Genomic DNA, 21,597 nt, shown 5'->3' with positions numbered 1-21,597 from the left:
TTAAGCCCGTCCTATCCGCCGAGCCATGATGCGCTCGGTCCAGCGCATGCAAGGCGTGATGAGAAAGCGAGAGAAGACGTAGTAGATGACCAGGGCTGTCCCAAAAGTCCACGTAGAGAGATAGGTTGTATTGTTCAGCTGCCGCGCTTCAAACATAAGATCTGGAACTGCTATCAGCGCCACCAGCGCGGTGCTTTTGAGCAGCTCGATCACCAGGTTTCCCCAAGCCGGCAGCATGGTGACAAAGGCCTGCGGGATGATAATCCGTCGCATGCGTTGGGCTGCCGACATCGACAATGCGTAAGATGCCTCCCACTGGCCGCGGGGAACTGACTGTATGGCGCCCCGTACTAGCTCAGCGCCGTAGGCGCCAAGGTTCAGGCCGACTGCAAGAAATCCGGTAAGAAAATTGTCCAATGTGATGCCAAACAGGGGCAACACGTAAAACAACCAAAAAAGCTGGACCAGCAGTGAGGTGCCGCGAAAAAACTCGACGTAGCCTACCGCGGCTCTCCTCAGAACCGGGTTTGAAGATAGCATCATCAGGCCGAAGAGGTTGGCCACTAATACGGCCAGCCCCAACGAGCAAAGGAATTGAATGGCGGTCACGAGCGCGCCGTCTACAAACCGGCTACCATAATCCGCAAGGAACGAGGTGTATGTCATAGGAGCTCGCTTCGGCAATGCTGACAAGCTGCCTCACGCAGCTCGTCAGCCAACTCATTGTTACCGATTGGCGCAGACCCATTCGGTTTTTGCATCGCCCGGAAGCTGAGCTTTCGTGTATTGAAACTTCCCGACTGCCTCAAGCATTTCGGGCGAACCGAGGTACTTTGCCTGGGCCTCGTTGTACGCCTTCAGAAAGTCCTTGTCCTCAGGCTTGAATGCAATCGCTACCCAATTATTCGTCCAATCAGGTAGAGCGGCCGGGTCAGTCACTTCGATTTCGTCGGATGCGCTAGCGGCCAGATTTTTGGCATCGAAATAGTTACTAGCCCCGGCATCCGCTCGGCCCGCGCGAACGGCAGCCAGCAGTTCAGTGGGGCCTGGCACCTGCATAATCTTGCTTTCAGAGACTCCTTCCTTAAGTGCCTCGTCAACATTGACGTAGCCGGAGACAGTCACCATCGTTGCGTCCTTCTCCTTAATGTCCTTATAGTTCTGAATCCCCTTCGGGTTGCCTTTTTTGACAATAAACGCGTTGCCGAATTTCCCCATTGGTTCGGCAAAAGCGACGTTCTTGCAACGCTTGCCGGTGATGTACATTCCGCCGGTGATAATGTCGAAGCGCCCTGCCTGAAGCCCCGGTATCAAGCCACCCCAATCGGTCACGACTGGCTCGATATTAGTGTATCCCATAGACTTTAGGACGCCGACCGCCAGTGCGTTCGCGAATCCCAGCGGTTCGTTTTTATCCCCCGGATAAGCCCAAGGGATTTCGTGAGAGAAGCCAATGCGTATTGGTTTTCCCGCTTTAGCACTGTCCGTCAGCCCGTCAGCGTGAGCGACGCCGATAAAGAGAGCAGCAGTCGCGGCGATTGCAGCCAAGATAGCTTTCATTTTCATCCGTTCCCTCTGTTTTGGGTTTATGCAAAATTGCCTCAGAGGTATACCATTGCACCCGATATATCGCAAGGGAATGTTTCCGCTCGTCGAACTTTACCGCCAAATGTGGCCAATTGCGTCGACTTTGGAAAATTGTCTCTTGTCATTTTTCGCGAGTGACGATACGAGAGGTATACCTATTCACGATGTTGAAAACTGGATACAGCACCCGAGGGGCGTCCATGACCTACCTTTCACCCTTTTCAAAAGATGAGCTTGATCGTCGCACATCGAACGCGCTTAAGGCGCTCACAGAGAACAACCTTGATGGCATCTTGATTGCCGTTCCTGAAAACATCTATTACCTCACTGGCCTGGACCACTGGGGCTTCTTCGCAGCACATGTGCTCGTGCTAAATCAAAGTGGAGAAATGGCCCTTTGCTGCCGCGCGATGGAGCGGATAACGGTTGAGAACCAGGTTCAAAACGCACGCTTCTACGGGCACAAGGATCACGAGGAGCTTTCGGATCATGTTCATCAGGCCATGAAGGACCTGGGCCTGCTGGGTGCCCGGGTCGGCATTGAAAAGCGCAGCCTTTTCCTCACGCCCCGCCACGCAGAGCGCATTCAAGATGACCGTTCGGGTGTAAAGTGGGTGGATGCTTCCGGAATTCTTGATGACCTTCGTCTCGTGAAGTCTCCCCTTGAAATAGAATATACCCGGAAAGCGGCCCATGCAGTGGATCTTGGTACGTTGGCCGCGGTCGCAGCAATACGTGACGGCGGGTCGGACTACGAAGTCGCGGCGGCCTACCACAACAAGATGATCCTCGAGGGCAGCGAATACCCTGGCTTTGGCCCGTTCATCCGTCCGACCAGCCGCTTGGGTGAAGAGCACACTACCTGGCGCGGTGAGGTGTTCCGGGACGGAGATGCCGTCTTCCTTGAAACCTGCGCCTCATATCGCAAGTACCAGTCTCCGATGGGCAGGCTTGTCTATGTCGGTAGCACACCGAAGGGTGTCGAAGAGTCTGCGGAACTCGCTATTCGCGGCATGAAGGCGATCTGCGAAGCGCTTCAGCCGGGCGCGGATGCGGGTGACGCCTATGAGGCCTGGCATGAAGTGGCGGCAAGCGCCGGCCTTGTCGACTATCATCGCCATCATTGCGGTTACCTTGTAGGGATCGGTTTCCCTCCCAGCTGGACGGGCGGCTCTATGGTGACGAGCCTTTTCCCGAGATCGACTCGCAAAATTGAAGTCGGCATGGTTGTTCATGCCCATTCCTGGTTTACCAACACAACAGTGGCGGATTATTTCATTTCCAATACTGTGTTGGTGACCAAGAACGGCGGCGAGATATTGACCAATAAGACGCCCGAGACCCCGATCATTCGTTGATGACTCGCAGGCGGGCGCCAATGGCCTAAGTGTTAGCGCACGCTGATCTTACCATTTGTCCGAGGAGCTTCATGCAAAAACTTACAAAAGCTACGCTGACCGGCATATGCGCACAGATGGCATCACACAGCTGGTCGGAAGAGGAAATAAACGAGCTGGTCGATCCCCAGTTGGGGATCATTACCGGGTTTCAAGATCTGTTGAATGAGCTTGAACAGCTGAGGAAAATCGACCTGGGGACAACGCCACCCGCTATGAGCGTCCAAGGTGCAGACAGGCATGAATAACAATATCGCATTTCAAAGCGTCAAGAGCCTGAGGTCGATGCTTCAGCGCGGGGAGATAACCCCAGTCGAGCTTGTGGATACATTTGCCGAGAGGATCGAACGACACAATCCACAATCAAAGGCGTTCATCACGACGACGATTGATATTGCGCGAGAACAGGCATCACAGCTCTCGCGTGGTGATTTGACCGGCTCCTCGTTCGCCGGAATTCCCTACGCCTCCAAGGATCTGTTCGACGTGCAGGGTGTTCGAACGTCGGCCGGGTCACGGGTCTTCCACGACAGGATTGCCAAAAAGGATGCTTTTGCGATCGCCAAGCTGCGGGCAGCCCAAGCGCTTAGTCTTGGCAAGACGAACCTGCATGAATTCGCATACGGCGCAACGGGCGAAAACGAGGTTTATGGGACGGCCGTCAACGCTTACGATCCGACACGTCTTGCGGGTGGCTCGTCGAGCGGCTCAGCGGCAGCGGTGGCTTTTGGTCTCGTGCCGGCAGCACTTGGAACGGACACCGGCGGCTCCGTCCGAGCGCCCGCTGCGTTGAACGGGCTTGTCGGCTTTAAGCCTACGCTTGGGCGGATCCCCACTTCGGGAGTGGTGCCGTATTGCTGGACGCTGGATCACGTCGGGTTGATGACGCGCACGATTGCCGACTGCGCCGATCTGCTGAGCATCGTGTCGGGCTACGATCCCAGCGATCCCGCTTCAGTCAATCGGCCCGTTGAAAATTACCCTGAAGCGCTTGATCAGGACGTCTCAGGATTGCGCGTCGGTATTCCGAGCAACTTCTACTACGAGCGTGCGGACGACGAAATCCTTGAGGCTCTTGAACGTGTGAAAGAGTATCTCGTTGCAAACGGCGCAAAGCTGGTCCCGGTGACATTTCCGGATATGGGACATAGCCGTACAGTCTCCCTCACCGTGCAGATGCCTGAAGCGCTCAGTGCGCATTCGGCCTATTTGCAGGAGCGTGGCTGCCTTTATTCCGCGGATTTCCGTGCTGGTTTGGCGTTGGGGCAGTGCATTCTCGCGGAGCACTATGTCAAAGCGAAGCGGTTCATCGAGATCTACCGACAGCAGACGAATAGGCTCTTTGACCAAGTCGATCTGATCCTCACCCCGGCGACGCCCGAAATCGCCCAGAAAGTGGGCACCGTCAAGGTGACACGAAACGGGGTCAACGAAGCGATCGGCAACGCGATCACCCGGTTCACGACATTCTTCAATATGACCGGTCACCCGGCGCTGACAATGCCATGCGCGATGCATACGCAAGGTCTCCCGATCGCACTGCAATTGGTGGGCCGGTATTTTGACGAGATGACTGTCTTGCGTGCTGCACACGCAATTGAGCGAAGCGACCAGTTCTCAATTCCGCTACCGAAAGTAGACGCCTGAGATGGCACATACGTCCCTAAGATATGCCTTCTCACGACGTTTTGCCGAACCTGGAAAGGCTGCGCGGATGCGTATCGCATCGCGTGTGATTGGATCCCGCTTTGACGAAACAACGGTTATTGGCATCGCTCCTGCAAGCGAGCAAGGCGTCCATTTCGCGGCCGCGCTCCTAGAGGGAGAAATATGGTGTTTGCGCTTCTAAAGTACGGCTTTTCAAGACGTTATCCCGAACGCGACGAGATACCGCGCACTCCGGATCTGCAATCACACTACGACGTCGTCATCATCGGCGGCGGTGGTCACGGAGCCTCATTGGCTTACCACCTGGCGAAGCACCATGGGATTACCAACGTTGCGATTCTGGAGAAGGGTTATCTTGGAGGCGGCAACACCGCGCGCAACACCACGGTGATCCGCTCGAACTACACGGATCAGCGCTCGATACGGTTCTATGCGAAGGCCCTGAGACTTTATGAATCCTTGGCCAATGAGCTCGATTACAACATGATGTATTCCCGCCGGGGACAGCTCACGTTGTCGCACTCGGACGGCGTTTCGCGATCGCTTCGCCTGCGCGCCGACGCCGGCGTCTTTTGTGGTGAGGCTAACGAGATTGTTGATCGCCAGCAAATCAGAAGCTTGGTGCCTTCGCTCAATCTCGATATCAAGGGCATGCCGATCCTTTGCGGTCTTTGGCACCCAAGCGCAGCCATCGCGCGTCATGACGCAGTCGTATGGGGATATGCTATCCGCGCGTGTGAGCGTGGGGTCGAGCTTCATCAAAGGACGGAAGTCCTGGGGATGGAAGTCGCCGGGAATAGAGTCACACGCCTGCGCACAAATCGCGGCCATGTATCAGCAGGGACCGTGGTGCAGTGCGTCGCCGGTTACTCCTCAGTCGTAGCAAAGATGGCCGGTTTGAAGCTGCCGATCCGCAGCTATCCACTTCAGGCAATGGTGACGCATCCTGTCAAACCCTTCCTGGATCCGATGGTGTCGTCAACCGCTCTGCATTGCTACGTTTCGCAATCGGCGAGAGGCGAACTCGTCATCGGAGGCGGCTCGGACCCATACGAGCTCTACAACACTCGCTCGACCCTGGAGCTCAAGGAAGGTCTTGCTGCTTCGGCGTTGGAGATGTTCCCATTCATAGGAGAACTCAAGATCTTGCGCCAGTGGGCCGGGATCACCGATATGACGCCGGACTACAGCCCGATCATGGGTCAGGGTCCGCTCTCGAACTATTGGCTGGACGCAGGTTGGGGCACCTGGGGCTTCAAGGCGACCCCGGCCAGCGGATTCTTCTTGGCGAAGGCCATTTCGGAAAACCGCATTCCTGACGAGATCAGGCCATTTCAGTTAAGCCGGTTCCACAGTTTCGATCTGGTCAATGAGATGGGCGCTACCGCTGCAAGCCATTGAGGAACTGAACGTGAAGTTGATGACTTGCCCTCTGAACGGGCCACGCAACATAACCGAGTTCCAGTGCCATGGAGAGGTGCATCGGCAACCTGAGCCATCCGGCGCGAGCGACCACGAGTGGGCTGAGTACGTCTGGATGTCCAACAATACGGCGGGCGTCGTGCGTGAGTGGTGGTGTCACACACCGACAAACTTCTGGTTCCTTGCGGAACGGAACACAGTGACCGATGAGATTCTGGCCACATTTCCTGTACCGGCAGATGGACCTCTGGGAGAAGCGTCATGAAAAGCGCGACGCCACGCAAGGGCCTGCTTATCGACGCGTCGAGAAAGCTTAAGTTCACGTTCGACGGGCGGGAGTATGAAGGCCTATCCGGGGATACGATCGCCTCAGCGCTTGCGGCTAACCGCGAATGGATATTGTCGCGGTCATTCAAATATCACCGACCGCGCGGTATCCTGACCATGGCCGCTCAAGACGCGAACACACTTGTCCAAATCGGGAACGAGGTAAGCGTCTTTGCCGATCGTCATCCTATATCAGACGGTCTGACCGTACGTGCCCAAAATGTTGGCAAGTCGGCACGCAGGGACAGCGGGTTCGTCATGAACAGGCTTTCCCGCTTCATGCCGGTCGGCTTTTACTATCGGACCTTCTACAAACCCAAAGGAATTTGGGAAAAGGTGTGGGAGCCCATCATTAGGGCCAAAGCGGGGCTGGGTAAGCTCGACGTCACAAAACCCACCGAAGGGTATTACGACAAGGCCTATGGCTGGTACGATGTGGTCGTCGTCGGTGCGGGGCCTGCTGGTATGGCGGCGGCGATTGCTGCGGCTGATACTGGCGCGTCAGTCTTGCTGTTGGACGAGAATCCACGGATAGGCGGGGCGCTGAACTATGCGCGACTGGCAAGCGAAAGGGACCTAGTCGGCGAGGCGAAGGTTCACGACAACATCGAGATCTGGACCGACGCGATCTGCAATGCGTGGTATGCTGATAACTGGCTGCCGGTACTTCGCGGTAACCGATTACACAAGCTGCGGGCTAAACAGGTCATTTTCGCGACCGGGCTCATAGAGCAGCCATCCCAGTTTCGAAACAATGATTTGCCCGGCATCATGCAGGGCTCGGCGGCCCAACGGCTCATTCGGCTGTTCGGTGTGAAGCCTGGCAATCGTGCAGTCATGCTCGCTGCCAACGATGACGCATATGGCGTGGCGCTTGACCTTCTCGAAGCCGGCGTCGACCTGGCGGCAATTTGCGATCTCCGAAAGGCCGGCCACCACGGACCATTGCGTTCGGAGCTAACGCAACGAAAGGTCTCGATTCTGGATGGATGGTGCCTCTATGAGGCACGACCGGAAAAGGGGGATTTGCACGTCCGTGGGGTAGAGCTTGCCGAAATTGATGCGGAGGGCACTGCAGGCAGGAGGCGCCGAAAGATCGATTGTGACCTGGTCTGCATGTCCGTGGGCTATGTCCCCGCCTATCAGCTGCCACTGCAAGCGGGTGGCAAGCTCGCTTACGATGACGCGGCCGCGCAGTTCACTATCGATGGGCAGGACAAAGGCGTTCTGCTTGCCGGATCGGTCGACGGATTTTTCGACCTGGACGATTGCATAGCTCATGGCGCGGTTCAGGGCTTAGCGGCCGCGATCAATTGCGGCTATAAGAGTAAACGTCGGCCCGCGCTCCCAGCTCGGGATCGAGGTTCCCCAAATCATCCTTGCCCGATCTTCCCGCATCCGAAGGGAATGGACTTTGTCGACTTTGACGAAGACCTTCAGGTCAAGGACATCAAGAATGCCATTGCCGACGGGTATCGCGAGCTCGAACTCGTAAAGCGGTTTTCGACCGTCGGCATGGGGCCAAGTCAAGGCCGGCATGCTGCTCTGGCGACTGCCATGCTCGTATCGAAATACACAAATCGGACAATAAATGAGGTGGGCGTCACCACCGCCCGGCCGCCGGTCACAACGGAAAAAATCGCCACTTTGGCGGGTCGAAAGTTCACGCCATTTCGCCAAACACCGATGCATGAACAGCATACCGCTCAAGGAGCAGTATGGCTGCTTGCGGGAAATTGGCTGCGCCCCGCCTACTACGGCCATGAACGCGATGCCAAGAGGCTCATTGCCGAAGAGGTTGTGAACGCAAGAAACAACGTAGGCATGATCGATGTTTCGACTTTGGGCGGGTTAGATGTGCGCGGGCCCGATGCGGCCGAATTTCTAAATCGGATGTACACGTTTGCCTATGTGAAGCTGCCCGTTGGCAAGACCCGTTACCTGCTTATGACAAATGAGGCGGGCACGGTCATTGATGACGGTGTCGCGTGTCGGCGCGGCGAAAACTATTTCTATGTCACGGCGACCACCACGGGCGTGGATCGAATATACCGCAACATGCTGTGGTGGAACGCCCAGTGGCGCCTCGACGTGGATATCGCGAATGTTACGGCCGCTTATGCGGGGGTTAACCTGGCAGGGCCTAATGCCCGCAAGGTACTTGAAAAACTTTGCGATGACATTGCCTTGTCGCCGCAAGACTTTCCATACCTGGCTTACCGTGAAGGGACGGTAGCGAGCATCCCTGCTCGGGTATTTCGAGTGGGTTTCATCGGCGAGCTTGGTTACGAAATACATGTGCCCTCACGCTTCGCATCGGAACTCTGGCGGGCAGTCGGGGATGCAGGGAGAGCTTTCGGTATTCGCCCGTTTGGCCTTGAAGCCCAGAGACTCATGCGGCTCGAGAAGGGGCACGTAATAATCGGTCAAGACACTGACGGCATGACCACGCCCGAAGAGCTCGATATGAGCTGGGCAGTCGCTAACTCCAAGCCCTTTTTTATTGGAAAGCGCAGTTTGGAAATCCGCAACAAGACGTTGTCGAGCCGAAAACTGGTCGGCTTTGTGCTCGACCGGATGCCGGCGGCTGGGCTCCAGGAGTCTAATCTGGTCGTGAAGAATGGATCCATAGCAGGGTTCATCACCTCAATCGCTTTTTCGCCGACTTTGGGACGAGTCATCGGTCTAGCCTATGCCGACCGCTTGGACGCCAATCTTGGAAGCCGAATTGTGCTGCGTGCAAGTGACGGAAGCAAGCACCATGCGCAAGTTGCTTCCCCACATTTCTACGATCCCGAAAACCTGCGGCAGGAGATGTAAGGTGGGCGCTATTGCTAGAAGTCCGTTCGCTCATCGCTTGACCGGCGCGGGTCAGACTCCGCAGAACGAGAACGTCGTCATCCGTGACCTCTCGACGCTGCCTCGGATCGGCTTCAAGGGTAACGGGACGACGAAATGGCTGAGCTCGAAGGTCAGCGCCGTCCCGGACGTTCCAAACAAAGCGATCGCCCTGTCCGCTGGCTCTCTCATCGCGCGGCTCGGTAAGGAAGAGTACCTCGTCCTGCCTGACCCAGACGCGGTAGGTAATGTGTGCAGCGACCTGGAGGCAAGCTGGAATGCCGACGATGCCAGCGGTGAGCGCCGAATAGGGTACCCGCTTCCCCGTGCCGACAGCCATAGTTGGCTCCATCTAGAGGGCAGGTGTATTGCGCAGATGATGGCGAAGATTTGCGGTGTGGATTTGCGCAGCGATCGGCTTCTCCAAGGTGAGGTCGTACAAACGGTCGTAGCGCGGATCAGCGCCGTATTGATCCGCGAAATGAAGGACGGGCCCTACGGCCTGCACATGCTGACTGATTTCGCCTCAGCCGACTACCTTTGGGATGTGCTCCAGGATGCTTCAACTGAATTTGGCGGCGGCTTTTCCTGGGAACGGGAGGATCTAAAATAGCAACTTATCACTTCAATTCGGACAACGGCGCGCCGGTCTGCGAACAGGTGATGAACGCGCTCGTCAACTGCAACGGAGGCGTTGAGGTGGCCTACGGAGCGGATCGATTCACCGCGACCTTGGCACAGGCCTATTCGAACTTTTTTGAGCGTGAAACCTTTATTTTTCCGGTGCCTACGGGGACCGCTGGCAATGGTCTCGCGCTCGGCGCCATCACGCCGCCGTATGGTACGATCTTCTGTCACGAGGGGGCCCACATTGTGACGACCGAAGCTGGCGCGCCCGAATTCTATAGCGGTGGTGGCCGCATGACTTTGCTGGCAGGTGGGCACCGTAAGATATCGCCTGCTGCATTGGAGCACAGCCTACAAAGTCACGGTATCGGCAATGTGCATCATATGGCGGTCAGCGCAGTCAGCCTCACCCAAGCCACGGAAGCCGGAGTCGTTTATGAACTGGACGAATTACGCGCATTGAGTGCAATAGCGCATAAGGCCGGCTTGAAAGTCCATCTTGATGGGGCACGCTTGGCCAACGCCATGGTTCATCTAGGCGCAACGCCGGCCGAAATGACCTGGAAGGCTGGAGTGGACATTCTCACCTTCGGCACGATCAAGAACGGAACCATGAATGCGGAAGCGGTGATCACCTTCGATTCTGAAATCGCAAGGATACTGAGCGTCATGCACAAACGCGCCGGGCACCTGTGCTCAAAGATGCGCTACATGTCAGTGCAGCTCTTGAGCTATCTGGAGGATGAGCTCTGGCGTCGAAATGCTCTGCAGGCGAACCGAAACGCAGCACGAATAGCAGATGCTTTAGGCCCGTGTGCGGGTGTTGAGCTGGTTCATCCAGTGCACATTAATGAGGTGTTCGCCATTCTGCCGGCGAGCCTTCTGGAAGCACTCCGGGACAAGGATATCAACCTAAGGCCGTGGAGCTTTTCTCCCAAAGGTCAAGGGTTCCGCATGGTGATGTCCTACTGCGACAGCACAGAGCAAATTCAGCGATTTGAACAGGCCTGCCGCGAGCACGGGCCTTCCAAGGCTTAGAGCCCGCCCCGGGTTCACCCGCTGATTGCGTGATGTGATCAACGAGCGGCAACGAGATTTTACTAGCTCCTAGTTGGAAAGCAGCGCGATGCTCGAATATAAAATGATCGTTCATGCCGCCCGGGTTCTCGAGGGCGTAACACGAGTTACGCCCATGCTCGAATCCGAACTTCTCAACCGCCGTCTTGGTTTCCGCTTCCTCGTGAAAGCCGAGTGCTTGCAGCGCACCGGATCATTCAAGATTCGTGGAGCTTACGTCAAGATCGCGTCGTTGAGCAAAAAGGAGCGCGCGGCGGGGGTCGTGGCCTTTTCATCCGGCAATCATGCTCAAGGGGTTGCTGCCGCGGCTGCGGAAATGAATGTTCCATCTACCATAGTCATGCCGCAGGATGCACCAGCCGTGAAACTGCGCAACACTGCCCAGTACGGGGCCAAGGTAATCACATATGATCGGGCAACCGGCGACAGGGCCAAGATTGCACGAGATGTGGCGGAGCAAACGGGGGCGACTTTGATTGCTCCCTATGATGATTATGTTTTGATGTCGGGGCAGGGAACCGTTGCACTGGAAATCGTCGATCAACTGGCGAAACTGAAAACGTCCGCAGACGCTCTGGTGTGCCCCGTTGGTGGCGGCGGGCTGGTCGCTGGCATCGCGACCGCTATGGCAGTGTTGTCCCCGGCGACCACTATCTGCGCGGCTGAGCCGGAACATTTCGACGATACAAGGCGATCTTTGATTGCAGGCGAGCGTGTTGGAAATGAACCCGGGTACAACTCGATCTGCGACGCGATCGTAACGCAAATTCCAGGTGAGAAGACCTTTCCGATCAATCAGAAACTTGTCTCCCACGGCTATGAAGCGTCGGAAGCTGACGTCATTTGCGCGATGCAATTATTGGCGGATGAGATGAAGATCGTTGCCGAACCCGGTGGAGCAGCTGCGGTTGCCGCGGTCCTGCGGCACCCCGAAATGTGGAGCGGCAAGACTGTCGTTGCAGTGGTATCCGGGGGGAACGTGGATATGAGCGCCTGGCGCGAATTTCTGAGTTAACCTCCTCGCCGAATCGCAACGTTTGTCGTGGTCGGATGCAAAAGGCCGGCCTAAAAAGCCTCTAGCCACTTTTGCGGCCAACTTCCCGCCTCACGAATTAGCGGGACCTTTCCCGATAACCTGCAAAGGCAAGCGAATGACCCCCTATATCCTGACGGCAACGTGTCAATCAACGCGAGGCATAGTGGCCGCCATCTCCGGTTTTCTCTACGAAATGGGCTGCAATATCGTCGATAGTTCGCAATTCGACGATCTCAGCACTGGTCGCTTCTTTATGCGCGTCTCCTTCATTTCAGAGGACGGGAAAGGAGCCGAAGTGCTTGCCGAAGGGCTAAAACCAATCGCCGAAAAATTTCACATGGAAGCAGAGCTTCACATCCAGACGCAAAGGATGAAAGTGCTGTTGATGGTGTCGGCGTTCGGGCATTGCCTAAACGACCTTCTGTACCGTTGGCGGATCGGGGCACTCCCGATCGATATCGTCGGCGTCGTCTCGAACCACTTCGACTACCAGAAGGTAGTCGTAAATCACGATATTCCCTTCCACCACATCAAGGTGACGAAGGAGAACAAACCCCAGGCGGAGGCGCAGCTCATGGACCTTGTCGAGCAGACAGGTACCGAGCTGATTGTTCTCGCCCGCTATATGCAGGTTCTTTCAGACGCAATGTGCCGCAAGATGTCGGGCAGGATCATTAACATCCATCACTCCTTCCTGCCGAGCTTTAAGGGCGCTAATCCCTACAAGCAGGCGTATGAGCGCGGCGTGAAGCTGATCGGTGCCACGGCCCACTATGTTACGCCGGATCTCGATGAAGGGCCAATCATCGAGCAGGATACTGTGCGCATCACGCACGCTCAATCTGTGGAAGACTATGTCTCAATGGGCCGCGATGTTGAAAGTCAGGTCCTGGCCCGCGCCATCCACGCCCACATCCATCACCGTGTCTTCATGAACGGCAACCGCTCTGTCGTCTTCCCAGCGAGCCCAGGAAGCTACGCATCGGAGCGCATGGGCTGAATATGACAACGGTGATCGACGGCAACCAGGTTGCGGCATTCGAATCTGACACGGTCAAGGCGCGCGGCGGCGCTGGCGAAGTAGAACCAGGACCCGCCGTCATCATTTCTCCGCGATGGCTCTGCGAGCCACTCTCAGATCCGCGGCCGCGCTCGGGCGACCGGAAATGGTCAAGAATGGGCATATGTTACTTTAGCGAGGTGGCCGAAGTTACCTGATACGGCAAAGGCCTCAGCACGGGGAGTTAGTGTTGAACATCGTAAGCGGTGTTTCCGGACCACCTTTCAGGAGTGGTCTGGATCTGTGAGGTTGCCGGTTCTGTAATGGGATCGGAGATCGACTTGTGTCTGGACTTGACCTTACGCTTGACCCGGAACGGCAGCCTCGACGTTTCGAGGTGATCAACGGTGCTGGCGGCCGGCGTCAGTGGTCGGTGGATGACAAAGCGCGGATCATCGCGGAGACGCTGGAGCCGAACGCAATCATTTCCGAGGTCGCCCGCCGTTATGGCCTGAGGCCGCAGCAGGTGTTCGCCTGGCGTCGGGAAGCGCGCAAACAGGCCGCTTCGGTGCAGCAAGATTCTCCTGCCTTTGTGCTGGCGGTTGTGGCGGCGCCGACAACCGAACCCACAGCGAAGCGCCCAGGACGACCATGGAAGCAGAAGGCGGTCCGCGACGCTGGCGTGATCGAGCTTGAGATCGACGGTGTCGCCATGCGCGTTGGCCGCGGCGCCGACACCAAAACGGTGGCTGCTATAATCTGCGCGCTTAAGGCAACGACGTGATCGGGCCGACGGGTGCGGTCAAGGTCATGGTGGCGACGAAGCCAGTGGACTTCCGCAAGGGCGCGGAGGGGCTGGCGGCGCTGGTGCGCGAGACGATGGGGCCGATCCGTTCAGCGGCACGGTCTACGTCTTCCGGGCGAAGCGGACGGACCGGATCAAGCTGATCTTCTGGGACGGCACTGGCGTCTGCCTTTATGCCAAGCGTCTGGAGTACGGCGAGTTCCGCTGGCCGAAAGTGCATGACGGCATGATGCGACTGACGGCCGCGCAACTGTCGGCGCTGCTCGAAGGTCTCGACTGGCGGCGGGTCCACGAGGCGCGCCGGACCCGCGTTCCGCTGTCGCGGGCTGTCGGCGAATATGGTCTGATCCGCTCATGGCGATAACGGCTGACCAGCTTCCCGACGATCCGGATGCGCTGAAGGCGATGGTCCTGGCGCGCGACGTCGAGAACGCCCGCCTGATCCAGATCATCAAGGAATTGCAGCGTCACCGCTTCGGCCGTCGCGCCGAGACGCTCCCCGAGGATCAGCTCCTTCTTGGGCTCGAGGAGGCTGAACAGATCGAGGCGGCCGGCGAGGAAGAGGCCGAGGGGGCCTCTCCGGACCAGCGACAGGCAAAGACTGCCAAACGCCGGGCCAACCGGGGTGCACTGCCGGCGAATCTTCCTCGTGTCGAGATGGTCGTCGACATCGAGGACCATGCTTGCCCGTGCTGCCGCAACGGCCTGCATCGGATCGGTGAGGACGTGAGCGAGCGGCTCGACATCGTTCCGGCGCAGCTGCGTGTGATCGTCGTGCGCCGGCCCAAATATGCCTGTCGCGCCTGTGAGGATGTGGTCGTTCAGGCTCCCGCGCTGGCCCGGTTGATCGAGGGTGGTCTTCCGACCGAGGCAACGGTCGCCCAGGTGCTGGTCTCCAAATACGCCGATCACTTGCCGCTCTATCGTCAGGCGCAGATCTATGCCCGGCAAGGCATCAATCTTGATCGCTCCACGCTCGCCGACTGGGTCGGCCGCGCCGCCTGGCATCTGCGTCCTGTGCATGAGCGGCTGCTTGGCAAGCTGAAGGCTTCGCCGAAGCTCTTTGCTGACGAAACCACCGCGCCGGTGCTCGATCCTGGCCGCGGCAAGACGAAGACCGGCCAACTCTGGGCCTATGCCCGCGATGACCGACCATGGAATGGCGGCGATCCGCCGGGCGTCGCCTATGTCTATGCGCCCGACCGCAAGGCCGAGCGTCCAATCGCCCATCTCGCTGGCTTCACCGGAATCCTTCAGGTCGACGGCTATGGCGGCTATCGCGTGCTGGCTGAAAAGAGCGGTGTCACGCTCGCCTTCTGCTGGGCACACGTGCGCCGACGCTTCTATGAACTGGTGGCAGCCGGTCCCGCGCCGATCGCCAGTGAGGCGCTGAGACGGATCGCCGAGCTCTATAAGATCGAGGACGGCATCCGCGGCCAATCGGCCGAGGAGCGCCGTGCGATGCCTCAGGAAAATAGCCGCGCTATCATCGCCGATCTCGAACCCTGGCTGCGCGAAAAGCTCGGCTTGATCAGCCAGAAAACCAAGCTCGCCGAGGCGATCCGCTACACGCTCTCGCGTTGGGAAGGCCTCTCGCGCTTCCTTGACGATGGCCGCATTGAGATCGACAGCAACGTGGTCGAGCGCTCCATCCGTCCGATTGCGCTCAACCGCAAGAACGCGCTCTTTGCAGGCTCCGACGGCGGCGCCGAACACTGGGCAGTCATCGCGTCGCTGATCGAAACCTGCAAACTCAGCGGTGTCGAGCCGCTCGGCTATCTTGCTGATGTCCTCACCAGGATCGTCAACGGCCAGCCCAACAGCCAGATCGATGATCTGCTGCCATGGGCCTACATCCAGGCTCCTGAGCTCGAGGCCGTGGCCTGAGAACAGCGCTTACTGAACATCGACGTAATGCGGGAATGATAACTACCTGATAGCAACACGCCCCCCAAATTATTGTTCATCTCAGGCATGACGCCAGAGATGTGCTGACCCACATAAGACTCGGTAGTGGTGTCGCTTGAAGGGCATGACACCCTAGAGGTTCCGGACATAGCCAATGCCTTCGACCGCCAAATGAGCCTGTAATCGGGTTATAAGGTGATCGATGATTTGAACTATCAAGATGTAAATCAAACCAACGACTAACAAAGGCGTGAGGGGGTCCAAATGTATCTTGCCTAAGATAGTAGGACCTCCCATGAGGTCGTGGACTGTGATCACGCTGGTGATGGCGGATGCTTTGATCACAGCGACTGTTTCATTGCCTAAGTTGCCAAGGATAGACCTGAGTGCGAGCGGCGCGTGAACGCGAAAGAACGCCCGCTTCCTGGTCATCCCGAGAGCAACGGCCGCCTCAAGCAGTCCGCGGGGAACCATTTTGAGGCCTCCGCGGATCATTTCAGCAAGATAGGCGGCATTGTTGATGCTAAGAACAAATACGGCCGTTCGAAAAGGCGAACTCAGCACGAGATCCCAAAACAGTCCTCCGCGCAGCCACGCAATTCTTGGCATGCCATAGTAGACCAAAAATAGCAGGATGAGCAGCGGCACGCCGCGGAATACGAAAATATATGTCTTGGCGGCGATGCGCAGCGCCGGCGCGCCGGCATATTGGTGTAACGTCGCCAGCGCACCGCCCAACAGGAACCCAAATGCCATACTCAGCACAGTTAGGGCAGCGGTTGTCACGAGCCCGTTTAAAACAGTCCACCAAAACCCTGGTGTTTCCAATAATGCCAGATTTAGCATCTACCGAGATCTTTCAATGGCCGCTTCAAAGCCATGCTGGATTAGACTCGACACAGCGGAGATAGCAAGATACATGGCTGCGGCGATCATGTAGCAAAACAGCGGTTCGCGAGTCGCTCCAGCGACTATGTTCGTGGAGCGGCTAAGCTCCTGAACTCCAATTAGCGATGCGAGTGCTGAGATCTTCAGCATTACCATAAACAAGTTGCCCAGAGCGGGAGTCGCCGATTGTAGTACAAGCGGCACGACTATTCGCCGGCGGACTTGAAAGCGGGTCATTCCGATGGCAAGGCCCGCCTCCACGTAGCCTCTAGGAAGCGTGCTTATCCAATCCTTGAAGATGACAGCTGCGTAAGATCCTGACTGAAAAGACATCGCAAATGTCGCGGCAATGGCCGGGTTCACTCCTCCCGCCTCATAACCAACGCTTTTGCCGATAGCAGCAAGCACGATTGTAGAGCCATAAAAGACAATGAAGATTACGATTATTTCCGGTAGACCGCGGAAAACATTAATAAACACGGACGCCAGTGTGGAAATCGCTCGGGCTGGCGAGAAGCTGGCGAAAGCTACCACCAGCCCTATCGCTACGCAGATGGGGAAAGACACAGCAGCTAACCCAAAGGTGAGTGCTGCGCCTTTCAACCAAAGGCTCAAGTACGGCGCGACGATCTCAAGCACTGCTCGTCACCATCCGGTCCAGATCCATCATGGGGTAGTGAAGTTTGTCTTGAGATACTTCACGCCAATTTCGTTCAGCTTGCCAGATGCAATGACGGCATCAAGACCCTTGTTGAACCTGTCGACGAGGTCCTTTGACCCCTTACGGAAGAACCACGCCCGGCCGGCGCCGACAAACTTTGAGTCGTAAGTCGGTTTATCAACGAGCTTGTACTTACCAGTACTAATGAATTGGTACTGAAGCTGCTGGTCGTCATTCATGAAAGCTGCTATGCGGCCGGCATCGAGGTCGAGCCCCGCTGCATCAGGACTGTCATAGCCGCGAATGTCGGTGTCGTCCCCGAGCATCGCCTTAATGTATTCGTAGTAAGGCTGGGTGCCCGTTATCGTGCCAATCGACTTGCCCTTTAAAGCCGGAATGCCGCCCGAGATATCCGCGTCGGCAGGAACCAAGAAGGCGTACCCGATTTTGTAAATAACGCGCGACGCGTCGTACTTCTCCAGACGTGTTTTCGACACGGTCACAGTAGTGCCTACCATGTCGATCGTGTTCGTATCAAGTGCCGTCCAGATTCCATCCCAGGGCACATTGGAAATGTCGCATTTTGCCTTGATCTCGGCACACACTGCCTTGGTGAGATCAACTTCAAAACCTGTGAGCTCCCCATCGGGGGCGACCCAGGCATTTGGCTTATAAGATGCGTCGATGCCGATCTTGATAGTATCTTGCGCATATGCCGGCGACATCGCCATTGCACCGAGAGTAGTTGCGAACAGGATTGTTCTGAGTCTAATGATCATGATTTCAGTTCCCTCTTTGTCATGGTTAACTATGGCCTATATCTTTGGAGGAAGGAGGCAAGAGCCTCCGACTTTGGTTGTCTTAGGACGTCGTTTGGTTTACCTCTTTCTGCGATAGTTCCTCCTAGAAGATAAATAACCTCAGATGACACCTCGAGTGCGAACTGCATCTCGTGTGTAACAATCACCATTGTCCTACCTTCGACAGCCAGATTTTGGATAACACGTAGGACTTCGCCGACCAGCTCGGGGTCGAGCGCAGATGTCGGTTCGTCAAAGAGAAGAATTTCTGGCTCCATGGCGAGTGCTCGCGCAATCGCCACGCGTTGTTGCTGCCCACCGGAGAGTTGAGCTGGGTAGTAACCGTTGCGGTCGCCTAGTCCCACTTTGTCGAGATAAGCTTGTGCCCGCTCGTGCGCTTCCTTCTTCGATACTCCAAGCACCTGAAGCGGACCCTCCATCACATTTTCGATGGCGCTGCGATGCGGCCAGAGATTGAAGGATTGAAAGACCATGCCCACCTTGCGCCTGAGCATGATCAGATCGGCATTCTGTTGTCGGGTCCTCCGTCGGCTCGGAATGGCCGGAAATACGGTGCCGTCTAGTACTATCTCTCCCTGAGATGGCTCTTCGAGGAAGTTGACACAGCGGATCAGCGTGCTTTTCCCGGATCCGGAACTGCCGATCAACGTCAGGATGTCCCCCTTGGAGGCCGATACATTGACGCCCTTCAGTACCTCTAGCGGGCCGAAGGACTTTCCGAGATTGCGCACCTCTAGAATAGGCTGAACGTCGGATGTCGAACCTGGCTTCATTGAGATTCTCACCACCTTCCCCTTGCCAAAAAAAGCCGCGCCGCGACCCAGCGCGCCAGGAGTCGTAAAGGCCTAATCAGCCCATCCAGTGTCGCAAGCGTTCTTATTTTTCGAGCTCCTATGATATAATACACGTGAGATAATAAGAGTCAACAGCAGCTTCATTAAAGGATGGTTCCAAGAGCCGCCCGGGTCCGACGCCTCGCCTCGCAACCCGAAGGCAAGGCCTCGAGAAAACGGCAAGCCTCAATTTAAGAACGCGTGCATGCTTTCACTGGCCCGGCGCTGACGCGAACAGTCGGCTGTTCTATTGGTTGAAGGTTGCTCTCGATGTCTGTCCCGCACCCGCGATAAGCATTGAATGCAGGAGGAACCGCTTTTAGCAAAAAGCCTAAAGATCGAAAATTGCAGGCCCGGCAAGCCGACGGGCTTTATCGTCGATTTCTTCCAACACCTCGTTGAAGGTTATCGATTCCGAGACAGGTTGAGCCTGCGACATTTACCAGTTCTAGTCATCCTGCGTAATGCTCAAGGTATCAGTGACCCGTGCCGCGCTTAATCTTGTAGACAAACGAGCCTCAGTAGCTATCAGGGTATCCTCGGCGCTGCGAACGTGAAGCGCCTGTAGTCGCGATGATTGGCGAACCAAATTCAGATGTGACTGCAATTGTGTGCGCTGCACGGCTGCCGTCCAAACGGCGCGATTTGTTACGCCGCCCGCTGTCAGCCCGAAGATAAATGTTACGATAGACCGAAGCGCTGCCTCAAAGACCTCTGCCGGCCACTCGTTACTCTCAGGCCAGCTGGATCGGATTAGGTGTGCGTATATATTCCCGCCTTCCCGATGCAATGCGACATTGAGTTTGCGAAACTCAGGGTCGGTTGCAATCACACCCCAAAAATTCACCCAAATGAGGCTATCCTCAAAATGAGACTTCGATGCTGGAATCGCGACGTCAAGCAGCGTAGCGAGGTCCGTCTCGCCTTTCTCCAGCAAATGAGCGAGGTTACGCTCTATGTTAAGGAAGGGAATACGCATGGCAGCTGCGATAATGTCTGCCTTCCCATCGAAATAATGGGTTATCATTCCCGTTGTCACGTTTGCGGCATTGGCGATGTCGATCATGGTTACAGCCGAGATGCCCTTTTGTGCTATTGCCTTGCATGCTGCCCTAGCGATGCGAAGTCGGGTCTGCTCAACATCAATAATTTTTGGCATATCTCGATAACCGATCAAATCCGCTTGCGACGTTTCCTGTGGCATCGAACCTGCCCGGGACGCTTTAACCTCCGCCATTATGAGATAATGGTCAATATATAATATTAAACCATGGGCGGCTTCGACATTCCTCAAAGTACGTTTGATTGGGAGCCGGGGCGAAAAGCGGCGTCTCGCCGAGGGCGAGCGGCCATGCCGGAGACGACTTGCAAGGACCGAGTCGTTTGCAGGTGGCGCGACAAGCGGTGCATTGTGTTGTTCCTCGTCCGGCAACCTGTTCTACCAGCAAGATCAATGCCTCTGTAACGGCGTCGGCAAGGGACGCGTGTTCGACTGCAGTGTCGAGGTTTACGTAATGGGCATTCCTGAAAAAATTTGCTGTTCCTTGCAATGGAAAACTTGGCGCCCTTGTCCTGACTTCATCCTCGACATTGAGCGCGCAAAAAATTCCGGCTGGAAATGGGGAGAGCGGAGAAACTCTGCCATATCAGAGGGATAGTTTAGGACCGAGAGAGGTGCAAAAGCTCTTCTGCACAGCGAATTTGCTGTTGCCCGAGCGGCTCTCAAGGTCGAACTCCAAAGACGCCGAGCTCTATTGACGGAGGGATCTTTTAAATATAATGTGCATTATGTAATCCGGGATATATTTCTTGATAGGGCGACCCTCCCAGGAGACCCAGGCGCCGAACGAATTCCTAACGCGGAGGAATTGATCTGCATGAATTTGGAACTCGAGAATAAGCGCGTCCTCATCACTGCCGGCGCGTCTGGTATCGGAAGGGCGGTAGCGGAAAGGTTTGTTGCCGAAGGAGCACAAGTGCTCGTCTGCGACGTTGATCTCGATGCGATTGAGCGCGCGCAAGCAGAAGCTGGGCTGCAAGCGCTAGCCGCTGACGTGTCGATCTCCCATGCCGTGGTTCAGCTCTTCGAAGAGGTTCACCGCCACATGGGCGGCCTCGACATCCTAGTTAACAACGCGGGGGTCTCGGGGCCGGCAAAGCCGGTGGAATCTATGGGTGATGATGAATGGAAGAGCACTCTCGCCGTAAATCTGGATGGCTCATTTTATTGTGCGAGATCGGCGATTCCACTGATCAAAAAGGCCGGAGGTGGGTCTATCATCAATATGTCCTCCGTCGCCGGCATCTTTCCATTTCCGCTTCGGTCACCGTATTGCACCGCGAAATACGGTGTCATCGGGCTTACCGAAGTGCTGGCAAGGGAGCTTGGACCCGAGAACATTAATGTGAATGCGATCTGCCCTGGGAATGTCGATTCACCTCGAGCAGAAAGGGTGAATCTCATGGCAGCGCAGTCTCGCGGGGTGCCAGTCGAAGAGATTAGGCAGGCAGCTCTCAATCAAACGTCCATGCGCAGACTGGTGAGTGTCCAGGAGATCGCCAGTATGGTTTTGTATCTCTGCAGTCCTCACGGACGGATAATCTCCGGACAGTCGCTCGTCATTGACGGCCAAACCAACGCAACTGAATTCTAAAAACCGACAACATCTGACGAGTGTGGTGCGCCGCGATGCGGAAGCATT

At 56.4% G+C, this 21,597-nt stretch carries 20 protein-coding genes and 1 pseudogene; 14 read left to right on the top strand and 7 right to left on the bottom strand.

The annotated features are described in order from the left end of the window. Both ehuC and ehuB read right to left on the bottom strand, forming a co-directional pair. Nucleotides 1-666, bottom strand: coding sequence for an ectoine/hydroxyectoine ABC transporter permease subunit EhuC (gene ehuC / locus NKH36_RS30490; protein ID WP_123170605.1), 666 nt, complete (start codon nt 664-666; stop codon nt 1-3). A 60-nt stretch (nt 667-726) separates the two neighbouring features. Continuing rightward, nucleotides 727-1,566, bottom strand: coding sequence for an ectoine/hydroxyectoine ABC transporter substrate-binding protein EhuB (gene ehuB, locus NKH36_RS30485; protein WP_352963668.1), 840 nt, complete (start codon nt 1,564-1,566; stop codon nt 727-729). A 221-nt stretch (nt 1,567-1,787) separates the two neighbouring features. Between ehuB and NKH36_RS30480 the strand changes: the two genes are divergently transcribed. From NKH36_RS30480 to tnpC, 13 genes and pseudogenes are all read left to right on the top strand, one after another. Then, nucleotides 1,788-2,945 (top strand): M24 family metallopeptidase, encoded by a 1,158-nt coding sequence (locus NKH36_RS30480; protein WP_352963667.1) that lies wholly within the window; start codon nt 1,788-1,790, stop codon nt 2,943-2,945. 71 nt (nt 2,946-3,016) lie between these two features. Then, on the top strand, nt 3,017-3,232 hold the full coding sequence (locus tag NKH36_RS30475) for a hypothetical protein (RefSeq protein WP_352963665.1): 216 nt from the start codon (nt 3,017-3,019) through the stop codon (nt 3,230-3,232). After that, complete coding sequence (locus NKH36_RS30470; protein ID WP_352963662.1) at nt 3,225-4,631, top strand: amidase; 1,407 nt, start codon at nt 3,225-3,227, stop codon at nt 4,629-4,631. The genes NKH36_RS30475 and NKH36_RS30470 overlap by 8 nt, the downstream gene beginning before the upstream one ends. 183 nt (nt 4,632-4,814) lie before the next feature. Continuing rightward, nucleotides 4,815-6,053, top strand: coding sequence for an FAD-dependent oxidoreductase (locus NKH36_RS30465; protein ID WP_352963660.1), 1,239 nt, complete (start codon nt 4,815-4,817; stop codon nt 6,051-6,053). Then, nucleotides 6,022-6,339, top strand: a complete 318-nt coding sequence (locus NKH36_RS30460) for a sarcosine oxidase subunit delta (RefSeq protein ID WP_352963659.1) — start codon at nt 6,022-6,024, stop codon at nt 6,337-6,339. The genes NKH36_RS30465 and NKH36_RS30460 overlap by 32 nt, the downstream gene beginning before the upstream one ends. Further along, nucleotides 6,336-9,221 (top strand): 2Fe-2S iron-sulfur cluster-binding protein, encoded by a 2,886-nt coding sequence (locus NKH36_RS30455; RefSeq protein WP_352963657.1) that lies wholly within the window; start codon nt 6,336-6,338, stop codon nt 9,219-9,221. Before NKH36_RS30460 ends, NKH36_RS30455 begins: the two co-directional genes overlap by 4 nt. A gap of 1 nt (nt 9,222) precedes the next feature. Continuing rightward, nucleotides 9,223-9,852, top strand: coding sequence for a hypothetical protein (locus NKH36_RS30450; protein WP_352963656.1), 630 nt, complete (start codon nt 9,223-9,225; stop codon nt 9,850-9,852). After that, entirely contained in the window at nt 9,810-10,904 is a 1,095-nt protein-coding gene (locus tag NKH36_RS30445; protein ID WP_352963714.1) for a threonine aldolase family protein, read from the top strand. Before NKH36_RS30450 ends, NKH36_RS30445 begins: the two co-directional genes overlap by 43 nt. A gap of 88 nt (nt 10,905-10,992) precedes the next feature. Beyond that, nucleotides 10,993-11,958, top strand: a complete 966-nt coding sequence (locus NKH36_RS30440; protein WP_352963654.1) for a threonine/serine dehydratase family protein — start codon at nt 10,993-10,995, stop codon at nt 11,956-11,958. 136 nt (nt 11,959-12,094) lie between these two features. Continuing rightward, nucleotides 12,095-12,979 (top strand): formyltetrahydrofolate deformylase, encoded by an 885-nt coding sequence (purU, locus tag NKH36_RS30435; RefSeq protein WP_352963653.1) that lies wholly within the window; start codon nt 12,095-12,097, stop codon nt 12,977-12,979. A 343-nt stretch (nt 12,980-13,322) separates the two neighbouring features. Next, on the top strand, nt 13,323-13,763 hold the full coding sequence (gene tnpA / locus NKH36_RS30430; RefSeq protein ID WP_352963651.1) for an IS66-like element accessory protein TnpA: 441 nt from the start codon (nt 13,323-13,325) through the stop codon (nt 13,761-13,763). Then, nucleotides 13,760-14,148 (top strand): annotated as a pseudogene (gene tnpB / locus NKH36_RS30425) (IS66 family insertion sequence element accessory protein TnpB). Before tnpA ends, tnpB begins: the two are co-directional and overlap by 4 nt. Then, complete coding sequence (gene tnpC, locus NKH36_RS30420) at nt 14,139-15,671, top strand: IS66 family transposase (RefSeq protein ID WP_352963649.1); 1,533 nt, start codon at nt 14,139-14,141, stop codon at nt 15,669-15,671. Before tnpB ends, tnpC begins: the two are co-directional and overlap by 10 nt. A gap of 153 nt (nt 15,672-15,824) precedes the next feature. On the opposite strand, the gene NKH36_RS30415 is transcribed toward tnpC, so the two are convergent. The 5 genes from NKH36_RS30415 to NKH36_RS30395 all read right to left on the bottom strand — a co-directional run bounded on the left by NKH36_RS30415 (nt 15,825) and on the right by NKH36_RS30395 (nt 20,099). Beyond that, nucleotides 15,825-16,538 carry an ABC transporter permease subunit gene (locus NKH36_RS30415; protein WP_352963647.1) on the bottom strand — a complete coding sequence of 238 codons (714 nt, stop codon included), beginning with the start codon at nt 16,536-16,538 and terminating at the stop codon, nt 15,825-15,827. Then, the gene (locus NKH36_RS30410) at nt 16,539-17,219 is read right to left on the bottom strand and encodes an amino acid ABC transporter permease (RefSeq protein WP_352963644.1); all 681 of its coding nucleotides are present in this window, start codon (nt 17,217-17,219) and stop codon (nt 16,539-16,541) included. A 27-nt stretch (nt 17,220-17,246) separates the two neighbouring features. Continuing rightward, complete coding sequence (locus NKH36_RS30405) at nt 17,247-18,020, bottom strand: substrate-binding periplasmic protein (protein WP_352963643.1); 774 nt, start codon at nt 18,018-18,020, stop codon at nt 17,247-17,249. A gap of 29 nt (nt 18,021-18,049) precedes the next feature. Next, nucleotides 18,050-18,835 (bottom strand): amino acid ABC transporter ATP-binding protein, encoded by a 786-nt coding sequence (locus tag NKH36_RS30400; RefSeq protein WP_352963642.1) that lies wholly within the window; start codon nt 18,833-18,835, stop codon nt 18,050-18,052. A gap of 508 nt (nt 18,836-19,343) precedes the next feature. Continuing rightward, entirely contained in the window at nt 19,344-20,099 is a 756-nt protein-coding gene (locus NKH36_RS30395) for a TetR/AcrR family transcriptional regulator (protein WP_352963639.1), read from the bottom strand. 673 nt (nt 20,100-20,772) lie between these two features. Here NKH36_RS30395 and NKH36_RS30390 point away from each other — a divergent pair. After that, nucleotides 20,773-21,549, top strand: a complete 777-nt coding sequence (locus NKH36_RS30390) for an SDR family oxidoreductase (protein ID WP_352963636.1) — start codon at nt 20,773-20,775, stop codon at nt 21,547-21,549. Nucleotides 21,550-21,597: the final 48 nt, after the last annotated feature.

Source organism: Mesorhizobium sp. M1312, assembly GCF_040318115.1.
In the GTDB taxonomy this organism is placed as follows: Bacteria; Pseudomonadota; Alphaproteobacteria; order Rhizobiales; family Rhizobiaceae; genus Mesorhizobium.
Note: the sequence above shows the minus strand (reverse complement) of the source record. Positions and strands in the feature narration are given on the sequence as shown.